22 protein-coding genes are annotated in these 22,478 nt (G+C 67.9%); 14 read left to right on the top strand and 8 right to left on the bottom strand.

All coding sequences use genetic code 11. The features are described 5' to 3' along the window. Positions 1-114: 114 nt before the first annotated feature. The 5 genes from AC07VS_RS05965 to AC07VS_RS05945 form a co-directional block, all read right to left on the bottom strand. Positions 115-309, bottom strand: coding sequence for a DUF2905 domain-containing protein (locus AC07VS_RS05965; protein ID WP_019575982.1), 195 nt, complete (start codon positions 307-309; stop codon positions 115-117). Then, positions 306-1,130, bottom strand: coding sequence for a sterol desaturase family protein (locus tag AC07VS_RS05960; RefSeq protein WP_494750429.1), 825 nt, complete (start codon positions 1,128-1,130; stop codon positions 306-308). The genes AC07VS_RS05965 and AC07VS_RS05960 overlap by 4 nt, the downstream gene beginning before the upstream one ends. Positions 1,131-1,240: 110 nt before the next feature. Further along, the gene (locus AC07VS_RS05955; protein WP_494750428.1) at positions 1,241-2,662 is read right to left on the bottom strand and encodes an ATP-binding protein; all 1,422 of its coding nucleotides are present in this window, start codon (positions 2,660-2,662) and stop codon (positions 1,241-1,243) included. A 4-nt stretch (positions 2,663-2,666) separates the two neighbouring features. After that, complete coding sequence (locus AC07VS_RS05950; protein ID WP_492350310.1) at positions 2,667-3,323, bottom strand: response regulator; 657 nt, start codon at positions 3,321-3,323, stop codon at positions 2,667-2,669. Positions 3,324-3,368: 45 nt separating this feature from the next. Next, positions 3,369-4,493: a class I SAM-dependent methyltransferase gene (locus AC07VS_RS05945; protein WP_494750427.1), complete on the bottom strand. Its 1,125-nt coding sequence runs from the start codon at positions 4,491-4,493 to the stop codon at positions 3,369-3,371. Positions 4,494-4,602: 109 nt separating this feature from the next. Here AC07VS_RS05945 and AC07VS_RS05940 point away from each other — a divergent pair, with 109 nt between their 5' ends. The 9 genes from AC07VS_RS05940 (at position 4,603) to AC07VS_RS05900 (ending at position 11,717) form a co-directional block, all read left to right on the top strand. Beyond that, complete coding sequence (locus tag AC07VS_RS05940) at positions 4,603-5,385, top strand: SDR family oxidoreductase (protein ID WP_492350312.1); 783 nt, start codon at positions 4,603-4,605, stop codon at positions 5,383-5,385. A gap of 26 nt (positions 5,386-5,411) precedes the next feature. After that, positions 5,412-5,786 (top strand): dihydroneopterin aldolase, encoded by a 375-nt coding sequence (locus AC07VS_RS05935; RefSeq protein WP_492350313.1) that lies wholly within the window; start codon positions 5,412-5,414, stop codon positions 5,784-5,786. Between the two features lie 114 nt (positions 5,787-5,900). After that, on the top strand, positions 5,901-6,128 hold the full coding sequence (relB, locus tag AC07VS_RS05930) for a type II toxin-antitoxin system RelB family antitoxin (protein ID WP_494750426.1): 228 nt from the start codon (positions 5,901-5,903) through the stop codon (positions 6,126-6,128). Continuing rightward, a complete protein-coding gene (locus AC07VS_RS05925) occupies positions 6,103-6,378 on the top strand; it encodes a type II toxin-antitoxin system RelE/ParE family toxin (protein ID WP_494750425.1) in 276 nt (91 codons plus the stop codon). The genes relB and AC07VS_RS05925 overlap by 26 nt, the downstream gene beginning before the upstream one ends. Before the next feature lie 95 nt (positions 6,379-6,473). Next, a complete protein-coding gene (ttcA, locus tag AC07VS_RS05920) occupies positions 6,474-7,418 on the top strand; it encodes a tRNA 2-thiocytidine(32) synthetase TtcA (protein ID WP_494750424.1) in 945 nt (314 codons plus the stop codon). A 40-nt stretch (positions 7,419-7,458) separates the two neighbouring features. Next, positions 7,459-8,109 (top strand): DUF4136 domain-containing protein, encoded by a 651-nt coding sequence (locus AC07VS_RS05915; protein WP_492350316.1) that lies wholly within the window; start codon positions 7,459-7,461, stop codon positions 8,107-8,109. Between the two features lie 53 nt (positions 8,110-8,162). Then, entirely contained in the window at positions 8,163-8,801 is a 639-nt protein-coding gene (locus AC07VS_RS05910; protein ID WP_492350317.1) for a histidine phosphatase family protein, read from the top strand. Then, positions 8,785-9,948 carry a DSD1 family PLP-dependent enzyme gene (locus AC07VS_RS05905; RefSeq protein ID WP_494750423.1) on the top strand — a complete coding sequence of 388 codons (1,164 nt, stop codon included), beginning with the start codon at positions 8,785-8,787 and terminating at the stop codon, positions 9,946-9,948. Before AC07VS_RS05910 ends, AC07VS_RS05905 begins: the two co-directional genes overlap by 17 nt. A gap of 56 nt (positions 9,949-10,004) precedes the next feature. Beyond that, entirely contained in the window at positions 10,005-11,717 is a 1,713-nt protein-coding gene (locus AC07VS_RS05900; RefSeq protein WP_494750422.1) for a lysoplasmalogenase family protein, read from the top strand. Here AC07VS_RS05900 and ruvB read toward each other — a convergent pair whose 3' ends face one another. Beyond that, the gene (gene ruvB, locus AC07VS_RS05895; RefSeq protein WP_494750421.1) at positions 11,718-12,782 is read right to left on the bottom strand and encodes a Holliday junction branch migration DNA helicase RuvB; all 1,065 of its coding nucleotides are present in this window, start codon (positions 12,780-12,782) and stop codon (positions 11,718-11,720) included. 247 nt (positions 12,783-13,029) lie between these two features. On the opposite strand from ruvB, the gene AC07VS_RS05890 reads away from it, so the two are divergent. After that, entirely contained in the window at positions 13,030-14,166 is a 1,137-nt protein-coding gene (locus AC07VS_RS05890) for a carbonic anhydrase (RefSeq protein WP_494750420.1), read from the top strand. 315 nt (positions 14,167-14,481) lie between these two features. Here the strand turns inward: AC07VS_RS05890 and AC07VS_RS05885 are convergent, their stop codons facing one another. After that, positions 14,482-16,089, bottom strand: coding sequence for a diguanylate cyclase domain-containing protein (locus AC07VS_RS05885; RefSeq protein ID WP_494657798.1), 1,608 nt, complete (start codon positions 16,087-16,089; stop codon positions 14,482-14,484). Positions 16,090-16,224: 135 nt separating this feature from the next. Next, positions 16,225-17,079, bottom strand: coding sequence for a LysR substrate-binding domain-containing protein (locus AC07VS_RS05880; RefSeq protein WP_494657799.1), 855 nt, complete (start codon positions 17,077-17,079; stop codon positions 16,225-16,227). A gap of 208 nt (positions 17,080-17,287) precedes the next feature. Here AC07VS_RS05880 and AC07VS_RS05875 point away from each other — a divergent pair, with 208 nt between their 5' ends. The 4 genes from AC07VS_RS05875 (at position 17,288) to AC07VS_RS05860 (ending at position 22,467) form a co-directional block, all read left to right on the top strand. Continuing rightward, positions 17,288-18,307 carry a putative 2-aminoethylphosphonate ABC transporter substrate-binding protein gene (locus tag AC07VS_RS05875; protein WP_494657909.1) on the top strand — a complete coding sequence of 340 codons (1,020 nt, stop codon included), beginning with the start codon at positions 17,288-17,290 and terminating at the stop codon, positions 18,305-18,307. A 32-nt stretch (positions 18,308-18,339) separates the two neighbouring features. After that, the gene (locus tag AC07VS_RS05870; RefSeq protein WP_494657800.1) at positions 18,340-19,425 is read left to right on the top strand and encodes an ABC transporter ATP-binding protein; all 1,086 of its coding nucleotides are present in this window, start codon (positions 18,340-18,342) and stop codon (positions 19,423-19,425) included. Next, positions 19,422-21,155, top strand: a complete 1,734-nt coding sequence (locus tag AC07VS_RS05865) for a putative 2-aminoethylphosphonate ABC transporter permease subunit (RefSeq protein ID WP_494750419.1) — start codon at positions 19,422-19,424, stop codon at positions 21,153-21,155. Before AC07VS_RS05870 ends, AC07VS_RS05865 begins: the two co-directional genes overlap by 4 nt. Before the next feature lie 187 nt (positions 21,156-21,342). After that, on the top strand, positions 21,343-22,467 hold the full coding sequence (locus AC07VS_RS05860) for a TIGR03364 family FAD-dependent oxidoreductase (RefSeq protein ID WP_494750418.1): 1,125 nt from the start codon (positions 21,343-21,345) through the stop codon (positions 22,465-22,467). Positions 22,468-22,478 lie beyond the last annotated feature (11 nt).

The raw sequence follows: 22,478 nt of genomic DNA, 5'->3' as shown, positions 1-22,478 counted from the left end.
CTTACAAACACAAGTCAGAGAAACCCCGCAGAAGCTGCAAGGCCGAGCGCATCTTAGGGAAGGGGCCCCACACGGAGGGCCGGAGCCGCGCTCTTTTACGCGGAATTTACCTGCTCAAAGCCAGCGCGCCGCGACGCTGAGTGCCAGGCTCAGCACCACGGTGGAGGCCAGCGGAATCGACCATTCTCGGCCGAACAGGCGAAAGCGGAAGTCGCCCGGCAGGCGGCCAAAGCCCAGGCGCTGCAACCAGGGCGTGATGCCGCTGATGAGCACCAGCACCAGAAAGACGACGATGAACCAGCGGATCATGCCGCCGAGTGTAGAGCGTGTTCCGGGTCTCCCACGGGTCGCGCCGCGGTGGCCGCGTCAAAACGCGCCAGATACTGGGGCTGCTCGGTACCACACCAGCGGTCCCACCCCGTGAACCACAACCCGTAGTTGCCTCGGCCGTTCTCGTGGTGCAGGTGGTGGTGGGTGGTGGTGGTGAAGTGCCGCCCCAGCCAGTGACGGGCAAAACCGCGCGGCAGGGTCTCGATGGACAGGTGGCCATGGGCGTTGCGGATGATCTGATGCAGCGAAAACACCAGCAGCACCCCGCCATGCACCGGCACGGCCCACAGGATCAGGGGTGTGACCAGGCCATTGATCAAGGCCTCGACCGGGTGGAAGGCATAGGCCGCCCAAGGCGAAGGGTTGCGCGAGCGGTGGTGCACCCCATGAACGTGGCGAAACAGCCAGCGCGAGTGCAGCAGGCGGTGCGTCCAGTAAAAATAGGCGTCGTGAAACACCAGCATCAGTGGCAGGCTCAGCCAGAACCAGGCCCAGCCGTAGCGCCCGGCCTGGCGGTACACCACAAACTGGCCGTTCCAGATCAGGGCCACCACCCCCAGGCTGATGCCGGCAAACACTGCCATCGACATCAGGGAATAGACGATCTCGCGCTTCAGGTCGGCCTGGCGCGGCCAGCCCGAGATGACGCGATGCGCCAGCCGTCGGCGCAGCAGAACGTGAACCCCGCCCCACAGCAGCAGGGCCACGACCACGTAGCGCCCGGCCTCCATCAGGTAGCTGCCCGTCCAGACCTGCAGCAGCAGGCGGCTGCTGTCGGCGTCCATCCCCGGAAAATTCATGTCAACTCCTTGTTCAGCGGGTCATGCGGTACTTTTCGAGGACGGGGCCTGGTCCCAAGGCCCCCGTCCATCTGCATTCTGACCAGCGCCACCTTGGGCACAGCTGAAGATCAGGCCCTGTGCTGCAGCCCCGGCAGCCGCACCTCGAAACCGATGCCTCGCCCCGCCAGCCCCGGCCCCAGGCAGACATCACCGCCAAGCGAGCGCGCCGCCTGACGCACGATGGCCAGGCCCAGGCCGGCGCCCCCGGCACCACCGGCCTGCTGCCCCCGACCCCGCACAAAGCGCTCAAAAATGTGGGCCTGCTCCGCCTGGGCAATGCCAGGCCCGTCATCGCGCACGCCCAGGCACAAGGCCCCATCGTCCTGCCGGGCCAGCGTGACCTGCACCCGCCCCCCTTGACGGGGGCCATAGCGCAAGGCGTTGTCCAGCAGGTTGTCGAGCATTGATTGCCAGGCACTGGCCGGCAGGGGCCAGGCCAGGCTGTCCGGGCTGTCCAGGTCCAGGTCCACCCCGGCGGCCAGGGCGCGTGCGCTGAAGGCGGCCAGGCTCTGCCGACACAGCTCGGCCACGTCCACCGGCCGGGCATCGGGGGCCGGCCGGGCCTCGTCCAGGGCCGCCAGCACCAACAGTTGCTGGGTCAGGTGCGAGGCGCGCTCGATGGCCTGCTGCAAACCGGCGTGGGCGGCCTGCCGATCCGTCTCGCTGTCGGCCTGCAGCAGCCAGTGCGCCTGGGCGGCCATCACGGCCATCGGGGTGCGCAATTCATGGGCGGCATCCTGCAATCGGGCGCGCTCCAGGGCCAGGCGCTCCCGCAGGCGGCCCAGCACCGCATTGAATGCCACCCCCACGGTGCGGATCTCGGTGTAGCGTTCGTCCACCACCAGCGGCGACAGGTCGTCGCCCCGAGCCTGCTGAAGCTGGGCGCTGAGCTGGCTCAAGGGCCGCAGGCCACGCCACACCACCAGCACCACCGGCAGCAGCGCAAACGGAAAGGCGATCAGCAGGTTGGGCAACAGGTCGCTGGCAATCCAGGTCAGCGCCGTGCTGTCGGCCACGCCCACCGTGGCCAGGCGCAGCGACCAACGCGCGTCGTCGACCTGCGCCACCCAAACCAGGCGGCCCTGCAAGGTCTGCGACTGCACCTGATCGGGCTGCCCCAGCAAAGGCTGATCGCCCAGCGTTGCGCTGGCGTAAAGGCGTTGCCCCCCCTCGCGGGCCCGCAGCTCCAGCCACAGGGGCGCCAGCGCGTGGCCCTGATTGCTGCCCGGGTCGGCACGTGAGGCATTGAGCATGATGTCGGCCGTGGCCGCCACGGTGGCGGCGTCGGCCGGCTGTTCGATGATGCGCAGGCCTTGCACCATCACCCGAGCCAGTTGGAGCAAGGCCGCATGGTCGCTGACCGAATGCTTGAAACGAGCGTAGTTGTAGCCGGTGAGCACCAGTTGCACCAGCACAAAGGCCAAGCCCAAGGCCAGCATCAGGCGGCGCATCAGGGAGACCGGGGCGGCAGGAGGTCGGTGCAGGCTCACAAACTCAGGCCCTCAGCAGGTAGCCCACGCCGCGCACAGTGTGAATGCGCTCGGGCCCCAGCTTGCGGCGCAGGTTGAACACATGCACCTCCAATGCATTGAAGTCGATGGCCTCGCCCAGCGGCTCCAGGCGCTGGGCCAGAAAGCCCTTGGGCACCACGGCGCCGGGCTCGCGGGCGAGTTCGAGCAGCAGCTTGAATTCGCGCGGGGTGAGGTCCATCGCCTGCCCGTGCAGCCGGGCCACATGGGCGCGGGGCTCGATCGACAGTTCCCCCAGGTTCCAGACCTCGCTGGCCTGCCGGGCGTATCGGCGCAGCACGGCACGGATGCGCGACACCAGCTCGGCCGGGGCAAAGGGCTTGACCAGAAAGTCGTCGGCGCCGCCGTCCAGGCCCTCCAGGCGGTCCTGCAAGGCCGAGCGCGCCGTGATCACGATCACCGGCACCGCACTGGCCTGGCGCCGCCACTGCGCCAGCAGTTGCAGACCGTCGCCATCGGGCAGGCTGAGGTCCAGCAGCACACAGTCGACCCAGGCATGGTCGACCACTGCCGGCGCATCGGCCACACGGCGCAACCACTCGCAGCTGAAGCCCTCCAGCTGGAGCGCAGCCTGCAGGGCACGCCCCAGGTCCAGGTCATCTTCGATCAGCAGCAGGTGCATGGCGACCAGGATGGCACAGACAAGCTTGGCGCCGGCTTAAGACACTCAGAGCCGGTGCGTGCGGTCGCCGTGGGCAAAGCCCAGGGGCGCCCACTCGGCGCCGCGGCCCAGCGCGATGACCTTGAAGAACTCGCCCATCTCATGCTCGGTGATGAGCTTGAGCGTCATGCTGCGCAGGGCCAGGTCATCGGTCGGCATCAGCTCCACCAGGCCGCAGTTGATCAGGAAGTGCGCCTGGGTGGTGTAGCCCAGCACATCCAGCCCCGACTCCTGGCCCGCCAGCGCAATGCCCGTGAAATTGACATGGGCCGTGATGTCCTTCAGCCCCGGGTCGGCCAGCGGGTCGCTGTCGGCCCGGTGGCCGCGGTGGCACATCACCGTGCCCATGTGGCGCTGCGGGTGGTAGTACTCGCTCTCGCCAAAACCGTAGTCGATCAAGAAGATCGCACCGCGCTCCAGGTGGTCCGACAGGGTGCGCACAAAGGCCTCGCCCTGGGGGTGGATTTCGGTCAGGTAGTCATGCGGGCCCTCGATGTCCAGCGGCGGGCGCAGCTCGGTGGGGCGGTCGGCCCACACCAGTTGGCCTTGCTGCACGGCCACGCCGCGCTCGTGCCAGACGCCGCCGACGCGGGCCAGCAGTTGCACCGGCATGGCGTCGAGCACCTCGTTGCCCACCACCACGCCGCTGAAGCGTTCGGGCAGCTCGAAGGCCCATTGCACCCGGTCGCCAAAAGCCGCCAGGGTCTGCTGCTGGCGCTCGCGCAGGCTGCCCGACAGGTCGACGATGGTGTAGCGGCGCACCTGATCGCCCAAAGCAGTCAGCAGTTGCCCTGCCAGGGCGCCCGAGCCGGCACCGAACTCCCACAGCTCATCGGTGCCGGTGGCCTCCAGTGCCTGCGCCAGCTGGGTGGCCAGGGCCTGCCCGAACAGCGGCGACATCTCGGGCGCGGTGACAAAGTCGCTGCCCGAGCCGGGCAAGGTGCCGAATTTGCGGCTGTCGTTGGCGTAATAACCCAGGCCGGGGGTGTACAGGGCCGCGGCCATGTAGGCGTCAAAGCCCAGCCAGCCACCAGCGGCCTCGATGTCGCGCTGCAGGCGGCTCAGCAAGGGGTTGTCGGTCGGCGAATCGCTCGAATTTTCGGCCGTCAGGGGGGAATCAGGGGGGGACATGGGGTTCGTGCTCACCCGCATATTGTCCATGTTCAGGGTCCGTGATGGCTCAGCCCCCAATGCCCCTGAACCGTGCACGGTGCGGCGGCGGCGTGGACAATCGCCCTCCATGACCGAAGCAAGTGTTGAATCCGTCGAACTTCCGCGCACCGTGCTGATCACGGGTGCAGCCCGGCGCCTGGGGCGAGAGATGGCGCTGGACCTGGCCCGCCATGGCTGGCGCGTGGCCGTGCATTACCGCCATTCCCGCACCGATGCCGAGGCCACCGCCCTGGACTGCGCCGCGCTGACCCCGGGGTCGGCCGCCTTCGCCGCCGACCTGCAGGACGAAGCCGCCGTGCGCCAACTCGTGCCACGCGTGGCGGCGACGCTGGGACGGCTCGACGCCGTGGTCAACAGCGCCTCGCTGTTCGAGCACGACGACGTGGGCACCTTCAGTTTCACGGCCCTGGAGCAGCACCTGCGCAGCAACGTCGGCGCGCCCATCCTGCTGGCCCAGGCCCTGCACCAACACCTGCAACAGCGCCAGGCCCAGGGGGTGGTCGTCAACCTGTTGGACCAGAAGCTCTGGAACCAGAACCCCGACTTCCTCAGCTACACCTTGTCAAAAGCGGCCCTGGAAGCCGCCAACACCATGCTGGCCCACGCGTTGGCGCCGCGCCTGCGCCTGGTCGGCGTGGCCCCCGGGCTGACCCTGACCAGCCACATGCTGAGCGACGAGAAATTTCAGCAACTGCACAGGCTGTCGCCGCTGGGGCGCTCGTCGTCCAGTGCCGACGTGGCCGCCACGGTACGATTCGCGCTGGAAAACCAATCCATCACCGGCACCACCCTGCTGGTGGACGGCGGCCAGCACCTGATGCGCTTCGAGCGCGACTTTTCGCTCATGTGAATGAGCCCTTACATCGCCCCTTCACCATGAGCTACAACACCAAAGGCACCCAGATCCTGACCCTGAACGGCCTGCGCTTCGACGCCAACCTGGGCATTCTGGAGCACGAGAAAACCAGCCCACAGCCGATCCAGGTCGATGCCGAACTCAACCTCGGCACCCAGCCCCTGCTGCCCACCGACGATGACATCCACCATGTGCTCGACTACCGCAAGGTGCGACAGATCATCATCAACGAATGCACCGCCGAGCACGTCAACCTGCTGGAAAGCCTGATCGGCAAGCTGGCCCACCGCCTGATGCAACTGCCCGGCGTGCTGGGCGTGCGCGTGAAAATCGCCAAGTTGGAAATCTTTGAAGACTGCGAAGTGGCGATCCGGGTGGAGACGGGGCATTGGTGAGACCTGAGTGGACGGGCCCCGGAAAGGGGCCTGACCGAAGCACGCCTCACCGCAGGTCGGTGGGTTGTTGGCCTCCTCTGGTTTTGCGCCACACCCTGTGCTAGCCTTTGCGACATGTCTGTCGAGCAAACACCTCTTGCCTCCGAATGTGCCTCCAATTTTTCCTCAGAATGCCCCTCCGAGGAAACTGCGGCGACCTACGACCTTTGGTTCCGCGCCAAGGTTGAAGAGGCATTGCACAGCACTCAACCCCGCCTGCCCCACGATGCCGCGTTAGCCCGGGTCAAGGCCTTGCTGCAAGAACGTCGCCAAGCCCGTGCTGCCCGTTCTGTGGTCCGCTGAAGCCAGTCTCGACCTGGTGGACATCATTGAGTACATCGAGCAACGCAATGGACCCGCAGCCGAACGCCTGCTGACAGCCGTCATTGAGGCCGCCGAAAGCCTTCCACGCATGCCCGAGCTGTTCCGCCCAGGCCGTGTTCCAGGCACACGGGAACGGGTCATCCATCCCAATTACGTTCTGGTCTATCGCGTGGGCGTCTCCACCCTGGACATCCTTCGGGTACTGCATGCCCGCCAGCAGTACCCCTGAGTCGCCCTGTTGCGTGGTGCGGATCCCACCTGCCCAACCAGGCCAGAGGCCAGGGCCTGGACAAGGACAGATCCTCCAATGCGACAATAAGCCCCATGAATGCCGTTTGGATTGACCCCGAGAACACCGTCTCCGCCGAGGATGCGGACGCCCAGAAGCGCGAGCTGAAGATCGAGCGCGAAACCCACAAGCTGGAAAAGCGCCTGTGCCGCCAGGTGGGCCAGGCCATTGTCGACTTCAACATGATCGAAGCCGGCGACCGCATCATGGTGTGCATGTCGGGCGGCAAGGACAGCTACGGCATGCTCGACATCCTGCTCAAGCTCAAGGCGCGTGCGCCCATCAGCTTCGAGCTGGTGGCCGTCAACCTCGACCAGAAGCAGCCAGGCTTTCCCGACCACATCCTGCCCGAGTACCTGGCCGGCCTGGGCATTCCCTTCCACATCGAGACGCAGGACACCTATTCCATCGTCAAGGAGAAGGTGCCCGAGGGCAAGACCATGTGCAGCCTGTGCAGCCGGCTTCGCCGCGGCATCCTGTACCGCGTGGCCCGCGAGCTCAAGTGCAACAAGCTGGCGTTGGGCCACCACCGCGACGACATGCTTCAGACCTTTTTCCTGAACATGTTCTTTGGCGGCAAGCTCAAGGGCATGCCCCCGAAGCTGGTCAGCGACAACGGCGAGTTCACCGTGATCCGCCCGCTGGCCAATGTGGCCGAAAAAGACCTGATCCGCTGGGCCGAGCACCGCCAGTTCCCCATCATCCCCTGCACGCTGTGTGGCAGCCAGGAGAACCTGCAGCGCAAGCAGGTCGGCAACATGATCCGCGACTGGGAAAAGAAATACCCTGGCCGCATCGAGAACATGTTCACGGCGCTGCAGAACGTGGTGCCCTCGCACCTGATGGACGCCAAACTGCACGACTTCAAGAACCTGCGCCCCACCGGCATCGCCGACGACGAGGGCGACAAGGCCTTTGACCATGAAGAGTTTCCCGCCAGCAGCCCGGCCTTGAACGGCCTGCAGGTGGTGCAGCTCTGACCTTTCTGCGTGTCACCCCCATCGGGGTCAGGAGATTCGCATGATGAGCAAACGCGCGACAACACGATGGCCCCTGCTGCTCTGGCTGGGCCTGCTGGGCCTGCTGCTGAGTGGCTGCGCCAGCACCCACTGGCAGGTCGAGAGCGATGTCGAAACCTATGCCAGCACCCCGGTGGTGAGCCCTGGCAGCCGTTTCCGTTTCGAGCGCCTGCCCTCGCAGGAACAGGCCACACCGCCTGAAGCCCAGGCCCGCATCGAGGCCCTGGCCCAAAAGGCACTTGAGAAGGTCGGCCTGCAGCGCGACGACGCCAACGCCCAGTTCAGCGTGCAGGTCGGTGTGCGCACCACCACGGTCACCGACCCCTTTGCCCCCTACCCCTTCGGGGGCTGGCCAGGCTACGGCTGGTCGGGCCGGGTGTGGGCCGGACGAGGCATGTACTACGGCTCGGGCACGCGCGGCCTCTGGGGTGGCATGCCCTATGCGCCGCCGCGGGTGCTGCGCGAGGTGGCCCTGCTGATCCGCAGCCACACCGATGGCAAGGCGGTGTACGAGACCCATGCTGCCAGCGACGGCCTCACGCGCAGCGAAGAAGTCACCCTGGGTGCACTCTTCGAGGCCTCGCTGCAAGGCTTTCCGACCCCGCCCACCGGGCTGCGGCGCGTCAACATCGACGTGATGATGCCGCCCTGAGCGCGGCCGCGCACAAGCACTCGCCGCATCGTCGGGCGCCTAGAATGGTCGCCATGGACGTCACCCGAATCATTGCCATCCGACATGGCGAAACCGCCTGGAACGTGGACACCCGCATCCAGGGCCAGCTCGACATCCCCCTCAACGATCAGGGCCTGTGGCAGGCGCGCCGAGTGGGCGCCGCACTGGCCTCCGAGGCGCTGCACGCCATCTATGCCAGCGATCTGGCCCGGGCCTGGCAGACCGCCGGCCAGATCAGCGAGCACACCGGCCTCAGCATCACCCCACACACCGGTCTGCGCGAACGCGGCTTTGGCAGTTTCGAAGGCCGCACCTTTGCCCAGATTGAAACCGAGTTGCCCGACCAGGCGCACAAATGGCGCACCCGCGACCCCGAGTTCGCCCCAGAAGGCGGCGAATCGCTGCTGAGCTTTCGCCAGCGTGTGGTCAGCACCGCGGCCGAACTGGCCGCCCGCCACGCCGGCGAACAGATCGTGCTGGTCGCCCACGGCGGTGTGATGGATGTGCTGTACCGCGCCGCCACCGGCCAGGAGCTTCAGGCCCCGCGCACCTGGGCACTGGGCAATGCCGCCATCAACCGCCTGCTCTGGACACCGCAGGGCTTCACCCTGGTGGGCTGGTCCGACACCCAACACCTTCAAGACGAGTCCCTGGATGAAAACACCACCTGAGGCGCTGCTGGCCCTGCGCGGCCAAGGCACCGACGCCATCGACACCCCGGCCCTGGTGATCGACCTCGACGCCATGGACCGCAACATCCAGCGCATGGTCGACTTCAGTGCCAAGCACCAGATCCAGTGGCGCCCGCACGCCAAGATGCACAAGAGTGCCGAGCTGGCCCGCTTGTTGATCAGTGCCGGCGCCACCGGCTGCTGCGTGCAGAAGACCAGCGAGGCCGAGGCCCTGGCTGCGGGCGGCGTGAACGACATCTACATCAGCAACCAGGTGATCGCACCGGCCAAGCTGGCCCGTGTGGCCGGGTTGGCGCAAACCCTGGCCACCCGCGGCGGCTGGCTCACGCTGGCGGTGGACAGTGTGCTTGGCATCGAGCGCCTGGACCAGGCCCTGGCGCACAGCAGCGCCCGGGTGCGCGTGCTGGTCGAAATCGATGTCGGCCAGGGCCGCTGCGGCGTGGCGCCCGGCGAGGCTGCCGTGGCCTTGGTGCGCGACATCAAAGGCCGGCCGCGTCTGCAGTTTGGTGGCCTGCACGCCTACCATGGCGGGGCCCAGCACCTGCGCAGCGCCAGCGAACGTCGCCAGGCCATTGCCAATGCCGTGCAGGCCGTGAACCGCAGTTGCGAAGCGCTGCAGAGTGCCGGTTTCCAGATTCCCCTGATCACCGGCGCGGGCACCGGCACCCTGGTGCTGGAGGCTGCCAGCGGGGTGTACGGCGAGTTGCAGGCCGGCTCCTTTTTGTTCATGGACGCCGACTACTCGCTCAATGAGCGCGATCCGGCGCAACCCCAGTTCGAACACGCCTTGTTCGTCAAGACCCAGGTCATCAGCGCCCGCCACGGCCATGCGGTGTGCGATGCCGGCCACAAAAGCCACGCCGTCGACAGCGGCATGCCCCGCGTGCACACGCCGCCCGGCGCAGAACCACTGGTGTTCAGCAATGGCGGCGACGAGCATGGCCTGCTGACCACCGTGCGCCCTGCCGCGCCGCTGCCTGAGCTGGGCGCGACCCTGTGGCTGATCCCAGGCCATTGCGACCCCACCGTCAACCTGCATGACCACCTGGTCGGCGTGCGCGGCGGGCTGGAGCACGGCGTGGTCGAACGCATCATCAGCGTGGATGCGCGCGGCGCACTGACCTGATCCCTCCGGGTTGATGCGGAGGCGGCCGACGGACGGCAGCCCCAACAATGGCGGGCATGAGCGCCACCCAGATCATCGTCCTGGCCACCCCCGTGTTCTTCGCCCTGATGGCGCTGGAGTACGCCTGGGGTCGCCGCACCGGCCGCAACACCTATAGTCTGCCCGACACCTTGAGCAGCCTGGCGCTGGGCGTGCTCAGCCAATTGAGCGCCGTGTTCATGGTGGCCCTGTCGCTGGGCCTGTACACCCAGGTGTGGCGGCATGCCGCCCTGTGGCGGGCGAATGACTTCTGGTTCAGCCTGCCCGGCTGGTGGCTGGCCCTGCTGTTCTATGACTTCTGCTACTACTGGCTGCACCGCATGGGCCATGAGGTGGCCCTGCTGTGGGCGGCCCACGTGGTACACCACCAGAGTCAGCACTACAACCTGTCGACCGCGCTGCGCCAGACCAGCAGCGGCCCCCTGCTGGCCTGGCTGTTCTATCTGCCGATGGCGCTCGCCGGCGTGCCGCCCCAGCAGTTTGCCGTGGTGGCACTGATCGACCTGCTCTACCAGTTCTGGATCCACACCGAGCACGTGCCGCGCCTGGGCTGGTTCGACCGGGTCTTTGCCTCGCCCTCGAACCACCGCGTGCACCACGCCGTGAACGACGCTTACCTGGATCGCAACTACGGCGGCATCCTGATCCTCTGGGACCGCCTGTTCGGCACCTTCCGCGAGGAATCAGAACCCTGTGTGTACGGCACGCGCAAGCCCCTGAACAGCTGCAACCCGCTGTGGGCCAATGCCGAGGTCTATGCCGACCTGCTGCACACCAGTCGGCGCACCCCACGCTGGGGCGACCGACTGCGGGTGTGGTTCAAGCCGCCAGGCTGGCAGCCGCCCGGCCTGGGCGCCGTGAAACCGGCCTTCGACCCGGCCACCGTGCCCCGCTTCGATCCGCCTTTATCGGGCCCCCAGGCCCTGTTCTGCGGCGCGCAGTTTCTGGCCCTGCTGGGCGCCTCGGCCAGCTTTTTATGGCTGGCCGAAGGCCATGCGCTGCCGCAGCTGCTGCCCTGGGCCGCGGCCCTGGTACTGGGCTGGTGGTGTCTGGGCGCCGCCCTGCAAGGGCGCCTGGCCTGGCTGGAGGTGGGCATGCTCGAAGCCGCGGCCCTTGCCACGCTCACAGGGGCCGAAGGTCTGCAGGGCTGGCACCACCTGCTCAAACCGCTGGCCATGGCGCTGGCCTGGGTGTGGGTGCTGCGCCGGGCCGCACCCGGCCAACCCGAAGGGCGCTTGCTGCTGGCCCTGGGCGCCTGCCTGGTGGGCGACGTGATGCTGATGCTGCCCGACCTGTTTCTGCCCGGCCTGGCCGCCTTTCTGTTGGGGCACCTGGCCTACCTGGCGCGCTGGCGCCAGGATGCCCCCTGGCTGGCCAGCCGCCCGGCCCTGCTGGGCTGCGCCAGCGCCGGGGCCTTGATGCTGGCCGTGCTGTGGCCCCACCTGGACCCGGTGCTGCGCATCGCCGTGCCCGCCTATGTGGGCGTGATCGTGCTGATGGCCGCCCAGGCCCTGGGCCGCGCCACGGTGCTGCGCACCCCCGCCGCCTGGGGCGTGGCCGCCGGCAGCCTGTGCTTCATGGTCAGCGATTCGCTGCTGGCCCTGAACCGCTTTGTGGCCCCCCTGCCCCAGGCCACGCTGTGGGTGCTGGGCAGCTACTACCTGGCGCAGTGGCTGCTGGTGAGAAACTCAGCCCAAGCCCACGCCCAAGCCCACGCCGAGCCAAGCTGATCAACCGCCCGACAAATCACTCGCGTTCCTCGACGGCGTCACCCCCAGGTGGCGGTAGGCGGCCAGGGTGGCGATGCGCCCGCGCGGCGTGCGCTGCAGGTAGCCCTGCTGGATCAGGTAGGGCTCGATCACGTCTTCGATGGTGCCCGACTCTTCGCCGATGCTGGCGGCGATGTTGTCCAGCCCGACCGGGCCGCCATCGAAGCGGTGGATCACGGCCTCCAGCAGCTTGCGGTCCATCACGTCAAAGCCCTGCGGGTCAACATCGAGCATGGTCAGGGCACGTTCGGCGATGGCGCGGGTGATGCGGCCGTCGCCCTTGACTTCGGCGTAGTCGCGCACCCGGCGCAGCAGGCGGTTGGCGATGCGGGGGGTACCGCGTGAGCGGCGGGCAATCTCGAAGGCGCCGTCGTCATCGATCGGTGTGTTGAGCAGGCCGGCGCTGCGGCGCACGATGCGGGTCAACTCTTCGGCGGTGTAGAACTCCAGGCGCGCCACGATGCCAAAACGGTCGCGCAGCGGGTTGGTCAGCATGCCGGCCCGGGTGGTGGCCCCCACCAGGGTGAAGGGCTGCAGGTCGAGCTTGATGCTGCGCGCGGCCGGTCCCTCGCCGATCATGATGTCGATCTGGTAGTCCTCGAGCGCGGGGTAGAGGATTTCCTCCACCACGGGTGAAAGCCGGTGGATCTCGTCGATGAACAACACATCGTTCTTCTCGAGGTTGGTCAGCAGCGCGGCCAGGTCCTTGGGTTTTTCGAGCACCGGGCCGCTGGTCTGGCGCAGGTTGACGCCCAGTTCGGCCGCGATGATGTGGCTCAAAGTGGTCTTGCCCAGCCCGGGCGGGCCGAACAGCAGCACATGGTCCAGCGCCTCGGCACGCTTGCGCGCGGCGCCGATGAAGATGTCGAGCTGCTCGCGCACCTTGGCCTGGCCCACGTACTCGTCAAGCAGCTTGGGGCGCAGGGCGCGCTCGATGGCCTCTTCATGGGGCGAGGTCGGCGCCGCCGACACCACGCGCCGGTCGGGGGCGGGAACAGGGGCGAAATCGTCGGTCTGGATGGTCACGGCGGCTCAGGACAGGTCAGGGCTTCAGAAAAAACCGGGTGAGGCGTCAAGCCGGCTCACCCGGGTCAAGACTATATAGCGCCGCCCTGGCAAAGACAGCGTGGCCGGCTCAAGTGAGGGCCTCGGATGCCGATAAAGCAAGTAACCTTTACTGACATTCAAATCAGAACGGTCACAAACCACGGGTCCGATGATGACGAAGAACCAAGAACACACCAGAACCCTCCTGCCGACGGACCGACCCGGCATGAATCGACCCTTGACCCTGTCTCTGCTCTTGCTGACCTGCGCCCTGGGGTTGGGCCTGGCGGGCACCGCCCGCGGGGCAGACGACCATGGCGATGCCCATGGCAAGCCCCCAGCCAAAGCCACTGAGAAGGCTGAAAAAGCCGAAAAAGCCAGCCCAGCCGACGTGGCAGCCCGGATCCGCGAAGGCGTGGAGCGCAACAACCAGGCCGGCCGCGGTGCCAAGGGCGAAGGCGCCACCGTGATCGAGGTGCGCATGCCCAAGGCCACGCCCACCAAACCCTCCGGGGCCCTGGCCAATCCGATCGATGCGCGCAGACTCGCCGCCGCCGACAAGGAAAGCAACAGCCGCGAGTACATCCGGGCCAAGGCCGCGGCCATGGCCGGGGGCGAGGACGCGCATGGCAAGGCCGAAGGGGCCGCCGCCGAGGTCCACGGCCAGCACGGCAGCGCCCACTGGGAGTACGAAGGCGAGAACGGTCCGGCGGCCTGGGGCAAGATGCAGCCCGAGTTCAGCACCTGTGGCCTGGGCCGGCGCCAATCGCCGGTGCACATCACCGATGCCGACACCCTGGTGGGGCCTGCCGAACCGCTGCAACTGCGCTACATGCCCAGCACGGCGTCGGTGGTGAACAACGGCCACACCATCCAGGTCGACCTCGACCCGGCCAGCCCCAACACGCTGACCGTGCGCGGCTCGACCTACAAGCTGGTGCAATTCCACTTCCACCACCCGGCCGAAGAGCGCATCAACTACAAGGGCTATTCGATGGTGGCCCACCTGGTGCACAAGAACGACCAGAACCAGCTGGCCGTGGTGGCCGTGCTGATGGACCCAGGGCCGGCCAGCGCCTTCATCAACAAGGTCTGGACCTACATGCCGCTGGACAACCAGGACCGCGTGCAGATGCCCCCGGGCGCCCTGAACGTGGCCGACTTGCTGCCCCCCGATCTGCGCTATTACCAGTTCCTGGGCTCGCTGACCACGCCCCCCTGCACCGAAGGCGTGCTGTGGCTGGTGCTGAAAACCCCCGTCACCCTGAGCCCGGAGCAACTGCGCCTGTTCTCCAAACTGTTCCCCAACAACGCCCGCCCCACCCAACCCCTGAACAACCGCGTGGTGCGAGAAGTGCAATGACCGGCGATGCGTGAACGTTGAGGGCCGCCAGCCCCCCTTCACCGTCCAGCCGGCCTGCAACGAAGGGGTCAGGCCGGCGCCGGGCCGCCCCAAGGCGGCCTGCGGCCCCCTCGGGGGGCTGAGCCCTGCGGCTCCAGGCCTGCCTGCGCAGGGCTGGACAGGGCGAAGAGCGTCCGCGTCTCGCGGCCGCACGTGGGAGTGACACGAAGGGCACGACCGTGGGGGCCACATCAGCCCGCCGCCGGGCCGCCCCAAGGCGGGCTGGGCCCCCTCGGGGGGCAGCGACCACACGCAGTGAGGGAGCGTGGGGGCCAGTCACCCTCCAGCAAAGCGAATCTGATTGCTGCCGGCGCGCTTGGCCGCGTACATGGCGGTGTCGGCCCGAGCCAGCAGGTGGTCACGGTCGCGGGCATGTTCAGGGAACAAGGCCAGACCGGCACTGGCGCTGATGCGGATCTCCTGGTCGCCCAGCGAGTAAGGCTGGGCCAGCAGGTCGATCAGCTTGCGGGCCAGCTCGGCCGCCACGTCACGGCTCGCGACATCGAACATCACCAGCACAAATTCATCGCCCCCGATGCGGGCCAGGATGTCGGCCTGGCGCACGCCACTGCGCAGGCGGGTGGCAATGGCCTGCAGCAGGCGGTCCCCCATCTCATGACCCAGGTGGTCGTTGACGGGCTTGAATCCATCCAGATCGAGAAACATCACGGCCAGGCGCCGATCCTGACGCTGGGCCAGGGCCAGCAACTGGGCCAGGCGATCCATCAGGCTGCGCCGGTTGGGCAGGCCAGTGAGTGCATCGTGATGAGCCAGGTGCTCCATGCGGCGCTCGCTTTCCTGCAGCTTGTCCAGCAGGTAATTGAAGCCCACCACCATTTCGCCCACCTCGTCCCGGCGCACCACAGGCAGCGGGGCCAGGGGCTCCAGCCGATCGGCCATGCGGTGCATGCGCCGGGCGCTGTCGATCAGGGGCAGAAACTGGCGGCGCAGTACAAAAGCCAGCCCCACCACCACCACCGAGGCAATCACCAGGCTGGAGCGCAAAGCCAGCTTCTGCACGGCCCCCATCGCCTCAAAGGCCACTTCGGCCGGAATGCCTGCCACCACGAACCAACCGGCCGAGGGCACGCTGGCCACACCAACAATCTCTTCGCCACCGCGGGCGTTGGTGGTCACGCCTGCGCCACGCCAGCCCGTCATGGCCCGGTCGTGCAGCGGATCGACGCCTGCCGTGGGGGTGCGTTGCAGGCGCCACTCGGGCGCCGAGGCCGCCACAACCATCTGCTCAGCCGGAGAAATCAACCAGAAATCAGCCCCTTTGTCGGTCCGGGGGCGCTGCAGCAGGTCCAGGAACCCCGGGGCGTCCAATTCCGTGACGCCGGCCAGCACGGCCAGCAGGTGCCCGCGCGGGTCTTGCACCGGCACGGCCATCAACAGCTCGGCCACGCCGGAGGCCTCCGAGACCCGGGGCCGCGCCATGACAAAGCCAGGTTGTTGCACCAGGCGCTTGAACCACTCGGTTTCATGGAAGGGACTGGAGCGCTGCCGCGGGCGCGGCGGAAAATCGGCCCAGGCGCCATGCCCATCAGGGCGCACCAGAATGAACCCATGTGAGAACAGGGGTGCCAGCGTCTGGCGCTGCGCCAGCCAGGCCTGCAAAGCCTCGGGCTGCCCGAGCAGGGCCGGCGGCAACTCGATGGCCACCCGCTCCAGCAGGGCACGCCGGGCGCGCACCTTGGCATCGACGTCTTCGGCCACGTAGTTGGCCAACGTGGTCTGCTGGCCCATCACCACGTCTTGCAGACTGCCACGCACCACCATGGGCAGCAAGGTCATGCGCATGATCAGGCCCAAGGCCACGGTGGCGATGCTGATGCCAATCAAACGGGTGGCCAGGCTATTGGCAAATCGGCGAAAAGCCATCCAGAGGTTCCTGCTGCGGATTAACGGCGGTGCAATCCCGTCGCGTGTCCAAAATCTCGCAGGGGCCGGGGAAGACCTTGAACACGTTCTGAGTGAGTGGCTGTCAGTATACGGAGTCACGACCGCTCGTCGGCCTCAAGTGCAGCTTTCCAGGAAGGCGGCAATCAAGCGCGCACCGCGTCTGTCGCGCAGGCAATACAGATACTCGACCAGGCTGGGCACCTCGTCCTCAAACGGCAGCACCACCAGTTCGGGATGGGCGCTGGCCTCGTGGCGAGCAAACACACTCACCCCCATGCGCCGGATCACGGCCTCGCGGATGGCTTCGCGGCTGGCGATCTCCAGGCTGCGGCCCACCGCCACCCCGGCCCGGGCCAGGGTGGCCTCGGTGAGCTGGCGGGTGGTCGAGCCGCGCTCGCGCACGATCAGCTCGCAGCCGGCCAGGTCGCTCAGGCGCAGGGCCCGCCGCGCCGCCAGCGGGTGGCTGCGGTGCAGCAGCAGCACCAGGGGGTCGGTGCCCAGGGTGAGCCGATGCAGGCGTGCATCGGTTTCCAGGTGGGACGAGGTGGCCAGGTCCACCTGGAAAGCCAGCAGGGCATCCACCATCTGGCGCGAATTGCCCGCCCCCAGGCTCAGATCGACCAGGGGGTAGCGCTGGCGAAAGCGCTGCACGATGTCCAGCACGTAGTACGGTGCCGTGGCCCCCAGGCGCAGGTGGCCGCGCGGCTGATCACCCGAATTTCGCAGCGCGAACTCCACCTGGATCTCTTGTTGCAGCAACTGATCCACATGGGGCAGCAGTTGCACGCCCTCGTCGCTCAGGCTCAGGCGCCCACCCTGGCGGCGGAACAGCTCCACCCCGTAATGCGCCTCCAGGGCCTTGATCTGGCTGGTGACGGTGGGCTGGCTCAGGCCCAGCTGGCGCGCCGCCTGGGTCACGCTGCCCAGGCGGGCCACGGTGAAAAAGGATTTGAGTTGGCTGACGAACATGACCCAAATCCGCCAATGGTGGCTTCAGGATTTTGCGGCTTCGTGACACCGGCGTTTCACACAGGCTGCCTAAATTAGCGGCCAGAGCCCCGGCTGGCGGGCTCCACCCCCGGTCAGGCGACGTTCGCGCCGCCCCCTCGCAACGACTCTGCAACGACTTTTCAGGACACACACCATGCGCACCACCTTCTCCACCTGGGCTCGCCGAATGGGCCTTCAACTGGGCCTGTTCGGCACCGTGCTGGCCACCGCCCTGGCCGCCTCGCCCGCCCTGGCCAAGACCGAGTTGCTGGTCTACACCGCCCTGGAAGCCGACCAGATCAAGGCCTACAAGAGCGCCTTCGAGCAGGACCACCCCGAGATCGAACTGAAGTTCGTGCGCGACAGCACCGGCATCGTGACCGCCCGCCTGCTGGCCGAAAAGGCCAACCCGCAGGCCGACGTGGTGTGGGGCCTGGCCGCCACCTCGCTGATGCTGCTGGACAAAGAAAACATGCTGCAGCCCTACGCCCCCAAGGGCCTGGAGGCCGTGCGCGCCAACATGCGTGACCCGCGCGCCACCCCCACCTGGGTGGGCATGGACCTGTGGTCCTCGGCCGTGTGCTTCAACACCGTGGAAGCCGCCAAGCGCAAGCTGCCCACCCCCACCAGCTGGGCCGATCTGACCAAGCCCGAGTTCAAGGGCACGCTGACCATGCCGCATCCGGCCTCCAGCGGCACCGGCTTTCTGATGGTGTCGGCCTGGCTGCAGGTGATGGGCGAGGACAAGGGCTGGGCCTTCATGGATGCGCTGCACCAGAACATGGGCGTGTACACCCACAGCGGCTCCAAGCCCTGCCGCCAGGCCGGTGCCGGCGAGTTCCCGGTGGGCCTGAGCTTCGAATACCGCGCCAACAAGACCAAGAAGGACGGGGCCCCGATCGACATCATCTTCCCCAAGGAAGGCCTGGGTTGGGACGTGGAAGCCACCGGCGTGATGAAGACCACCAAGAAGCTCGAAGCCGCCAAGGCCCTGGCCGACTGGTCGGTGACCAAGAAGGCCAACGAGCTGTACGCCGCCAACTTCGCCGTGCTGGCCCTGCCGCAGGTGCAGGAGCGCCTGGAGTTCGTGCCCTCTGACCTGGAAAAGATGCTGGCCAAGAACGATTTCGTCTGGGCCGCCGCCAACCGCGACCGCATCCTGACCGAATGGGCCCGCCGCTACGAAGCCAAGGCCGAGAAGAAATAAGCCCCCCTGCCTGTCAGCGATCCGAGCCCCGCATGCTGTCCATCCAACACATCACCAAGCGCTACCGCGCCCAACCCGTGCTGCGCGGCATCGCGCTGGACGTGGCCGCCGGTGAGTTCATCAGCCTGCTGGGGCCTTCGGGTTGCGGCAAGACCACCCTGCTGCGCATCCTGTGCGGCATCGAGACGCCCGACACCGGCAACCTGACCCTGCGTGGGCAGGACATCACGGCGTGGTCGGCCGCGCAGCGCCGCTTTGGGGTGGTGTTCCAGAGCTACGCCCTGTTTCCCAACCTGACGGCGGCCCAGAACGTGGCCTTCGGGCTGCAACACACCCCGCGTGCCCAGCAGGTCGAGCGGGTGGCCGAGATGCTGGCCCTGGTCGGCCTGGGCGAACAGGGCCACAAGGTCCCGGCTCAGCTCTCGGGTGGGCAGCAGCAACGTGTGGCCCTGGCCCGTGCCCTGGCGCCACGGCCCGAACTGCTGCTGCTCGACGAACCCCTGAGCGCACTCGACGCCCAGGTGCGCGGCAGCCTGCAGGCCGAGATCCGCCGCCTGCAACAACAGCTGGGCATCACCACCGTGATGGTCACGCACGACCAGGACGAGGCCCTGTCGATGGCCGACCGCGTGGTGGTGATGCACGAGGGCCGGATTGAACAGCAAGGCTCGCCCCGGCAGCTGTACGCCCGCCCCGAAACCCGCTTTGTGGCAGGCTTTGTCGGCCGCATGAACCTGCTGCCGGCCCGCGTCGTGGCCGCAGGCTGGCTGGAGGCCGGCAGCACCCGCCTGGCCTGCGACACCAGCGCCTACCGCACCGGCAGCCCGGTGCTGCTGGGCCTGCGCCCCGAGGCCGTGGTGCTGCAGGCGGCCCCCGGCGCCGACCCAGCCCAGCCCGCCAACGGCGTGCGGGCCCGCGTGCTGGAAACCCAGTTCCATGGGCCCACCGCCTTGCTGCGCCTGCACTGCGACAGCCTGCAGGCCACCCTGGACGCCCAATGGCCCACCGGGGCCGATGCCCGCCTGCCCGACTGGCTGCAGGGCGAGCTGGTGCTGAGCCTGCCCGCCCCGGCCCTGCACCTGCTGCCGCTGCCCGAATCGGTGAGGCGCGCGGCATGAGCACCCTGCCTCTGCCGACCCCCGTGACGACGCCCCTGCCGATGGCCCCGGCATCGCCCCCACCCCCCGCCATGGTCACGCCCGAACGGCCCTGGCTCGCCGCCTTGCTGGGCGGGGCCCTGCTGTTGCTGGCCGTGGGCATCGCCCTGCCCGTGCTGGCCTTGCTGGGCATGAGCCTGTGGGGCAGCTCGGGCGAATTCGTCGGCCTGGCGCACTTTGCCGCCTACGCCCGCAGCCCCAATGTGCTGACCTCGCTGTTCAACAGCCTGTGGCTGTCGGCCCTGAGCGCCAGCGTGTGCGTGCTGCTGGCCTATGGCTATGCCTACGCCTTGACCCAGTCCTGCGTGCGCGGGGCCCGCCTGTTCCGTGCCGTGGCCCTGATCCCGCTGCTGGCGCCCTCGCTGCTGATGGCCATCAGCCTGATCTACCTGTTCGGCAACCAGGGCCTGCTCAAGGGCGCACTGCTGGGGCTGCCGGCCTATGGGCCCTTTGGCATCGTCACAGGCTCGGTGCTGTGGACTTTTCCGCACGCCCTGCTGATTCTCAGCACCGCCCTGGCCACCAGCGATGGGCGGCTGATCGAGGCCGCCACCACCCTGGGCGCCAACCGCTGGCGCGTGTTCTGCCAGGTCACCCTGCCGGGCAGCCGCTACGGTCTGATGATTTCGTGGATCGTGGTGTTCGTACTGGTGATCACCGACTTCGGCGTGCCCAAGGTCATCGGGGGCAACACCCAGGTGCTGGCCACCGACATCTACAAGCAGGTGATCGGCCAGCAGAACCTGCCCATGGGGGCGGTGGTGGCGCTGATCCTGCTGCTGCCGGCGGCCCTGGCCTTTGCCGCCGAACACCACCTGCGCGCACGCCAGAACGCCAGCCTGGGGGTGCGCTCAGTGCCCTACCAGCCTCAACCCCAGCCGGGCTTGGACCGCGCCCTGTTCGCCTACTGCAGCCTGATCGCCCTGGCCTTGCTGGGCGTTCTGGCGGTGGCCGTGTTTGCCTCGCTGGCCAATTACTGGCCCTACAACCTCACACCTTCGTTCAAGAACTATGACTTTGACATGATGGACGGCGGTGGCTGGGCCAGCTATGGCAACTCGCTGCGCATGGCTGCCGGCACGGCCGTGCTGGGCAGCGCGCTGAGCTTTCTGACCGCCTACCTGGTCGAGAAACCACGCAGCTTTGCCGGGGCCCGCCAGGTGCTCAACGCCATCGCCTCGGTGCCCATGGCCGTGCCCGGCCTTGCATTGGGCCTGGGCTACATCCTGTTCTTCAACGCCGGCTGGAACCCCTTGCATGGCCTGTATGGCAGCCTGACACTGATGAGCCTCTGCACCGTGGCGCATTGCTTCTCGGTGGCCCACATCACGCAGCTGACCGCCTTGCGCCAACTCGACCGCGAGTACGAACTGGTGGCCGAATCGCTGGGCGTGCCGTTCTGGAAAACGCTGTGGCGCGTGCACCTGCCGGTGTGCCTGCCGGCCCTGCTGCAGGTGGCGGGCTACTTTTTCGTGAGTGCCATGACCACCGTGTCGGCGGTGGTCTTCATCTACTCGCCCGAAACCACCCTGGCCTCGCTGGCCGTGCTGGCCATGGACGACGCGGGCGACATCGCCCCGGCCGCGGCCATGGCCACGCTGATCTTCATCAGCGCCGCGATGGGCCGCGCGCTGCTGGGGGCACTGGAGCGCCTGCTGGTGACGCGAACGCAGCGCTGGAGAAGCCGCTGATGACAGCTTGCCATCCCCCCGGCAGCCGCTGCGGGGCCACCGGCCCGCCCCAGACCTGACGCCCCGCTGAGCCCCCCGATGCCCCCCGATGCCCGCCAAGGCCCGTCAAGGCCTGTCGAAGTGGCCGGCAGGGGTGCGCTCGCCCCAGCCCCTTGTCGCCCCCCTCCCTCAACCTTCCCAATCCCCAATGAACAACAACGAACCCTGTGATCTGCTCGTGGTGGGCGCCGGCATTGTCGGCCTGGCCCACGCCTACTGGGCCGCGCGGCGCGGCCTCAAGGTGGTGGTGGTGGAGCGCGATGCCCAGTGCATCGGCGCCTCCATCCGCAACTTCGGATTCGTCACCGTCAGCGGCCAGAAAGCCGGCGCCCATTGGCGCCGCGCCCTGCGCTCGCGTCAGGTGTGGGCCGAAGTGGCCCCCCAGGCGGGCATCGAGGTGCTGCACCAGGGCCTGTGGCTGCGCGCCCAGCGGCCCGCCTCGCAGGCGGTGCTGGAGGCCTTCATGCGCACCGAGATGGGCGAGCACTGTGAGCTGCTGAGCCCCGCCGAAGCCGCGCGGCGCCACCCGGCGCTGCAGACCGACGGCCTGCAGTCGGTGCTGTACAGCCCGCACGAGCTGCGCGTGGAGTCGCGCAGCGCGATCCCGCAGCTCACGCAGTGGCTGGCCGAGGTGCTGGGGGTTCAGTTCCGCTTCGGCGAAACCGTGCAAGCGGTGCAGACGCCCGTGGTCGAGACCTCGCGCGGCCGCTACCGGGCCGAGCGCGTGGTGGTGTGCACCAATGCCGAACTCAACGGCCTGTTCGCGCCGCAATGGACGCCGCACCAGATCCGCCTGTGCCAGTTGCAGATGCTGCGCGTGCGGCCCCAGCCCGGCTTCAGGCTGCAGGGCTCGGTGATGGGCGATCTGAGCCTGGTGCGCTACGAGGGTTACTCCGAACTGCCTGAAGCCCAGGCCGTGCGAGAGCAACTGCTGCACGAAGAGGCCCTGAGCCTGCAGCACGGCATCCACCTGATCGTGGTGCAGAGCGCCGACGGCTCGCTGGTGGTGGGCGACTCGCACCATTACGGGCCGGTGCTGCCGCCGTTCGCGCTCGAAGAGGTGGACCAGCTGATCCTGCGCCACCTGCGCGAAGCCCTGCACCTGAGCCAGGCCGAGGTGAGCGAACGCTGGGTGGGCACCTACCCATCGTCGGCCACCGAGCCCTGCATCGTGCAGGCGCCCGACGCCCAGACCCGCCTGGTGACCGTGACCGGCGGCACCGGCGCCAGCACCGCCTTCGGCCTGGCCGAGGAAGTCTTCAACGCCTGGTGAAACCCAGCGGA

The organism is Curvibacter sp. GW821-FHT01G03, from assembly GCF_059422285.1.
This window is presented reverse-complemented; position numbering and strand designations above follow the sequence as displayed.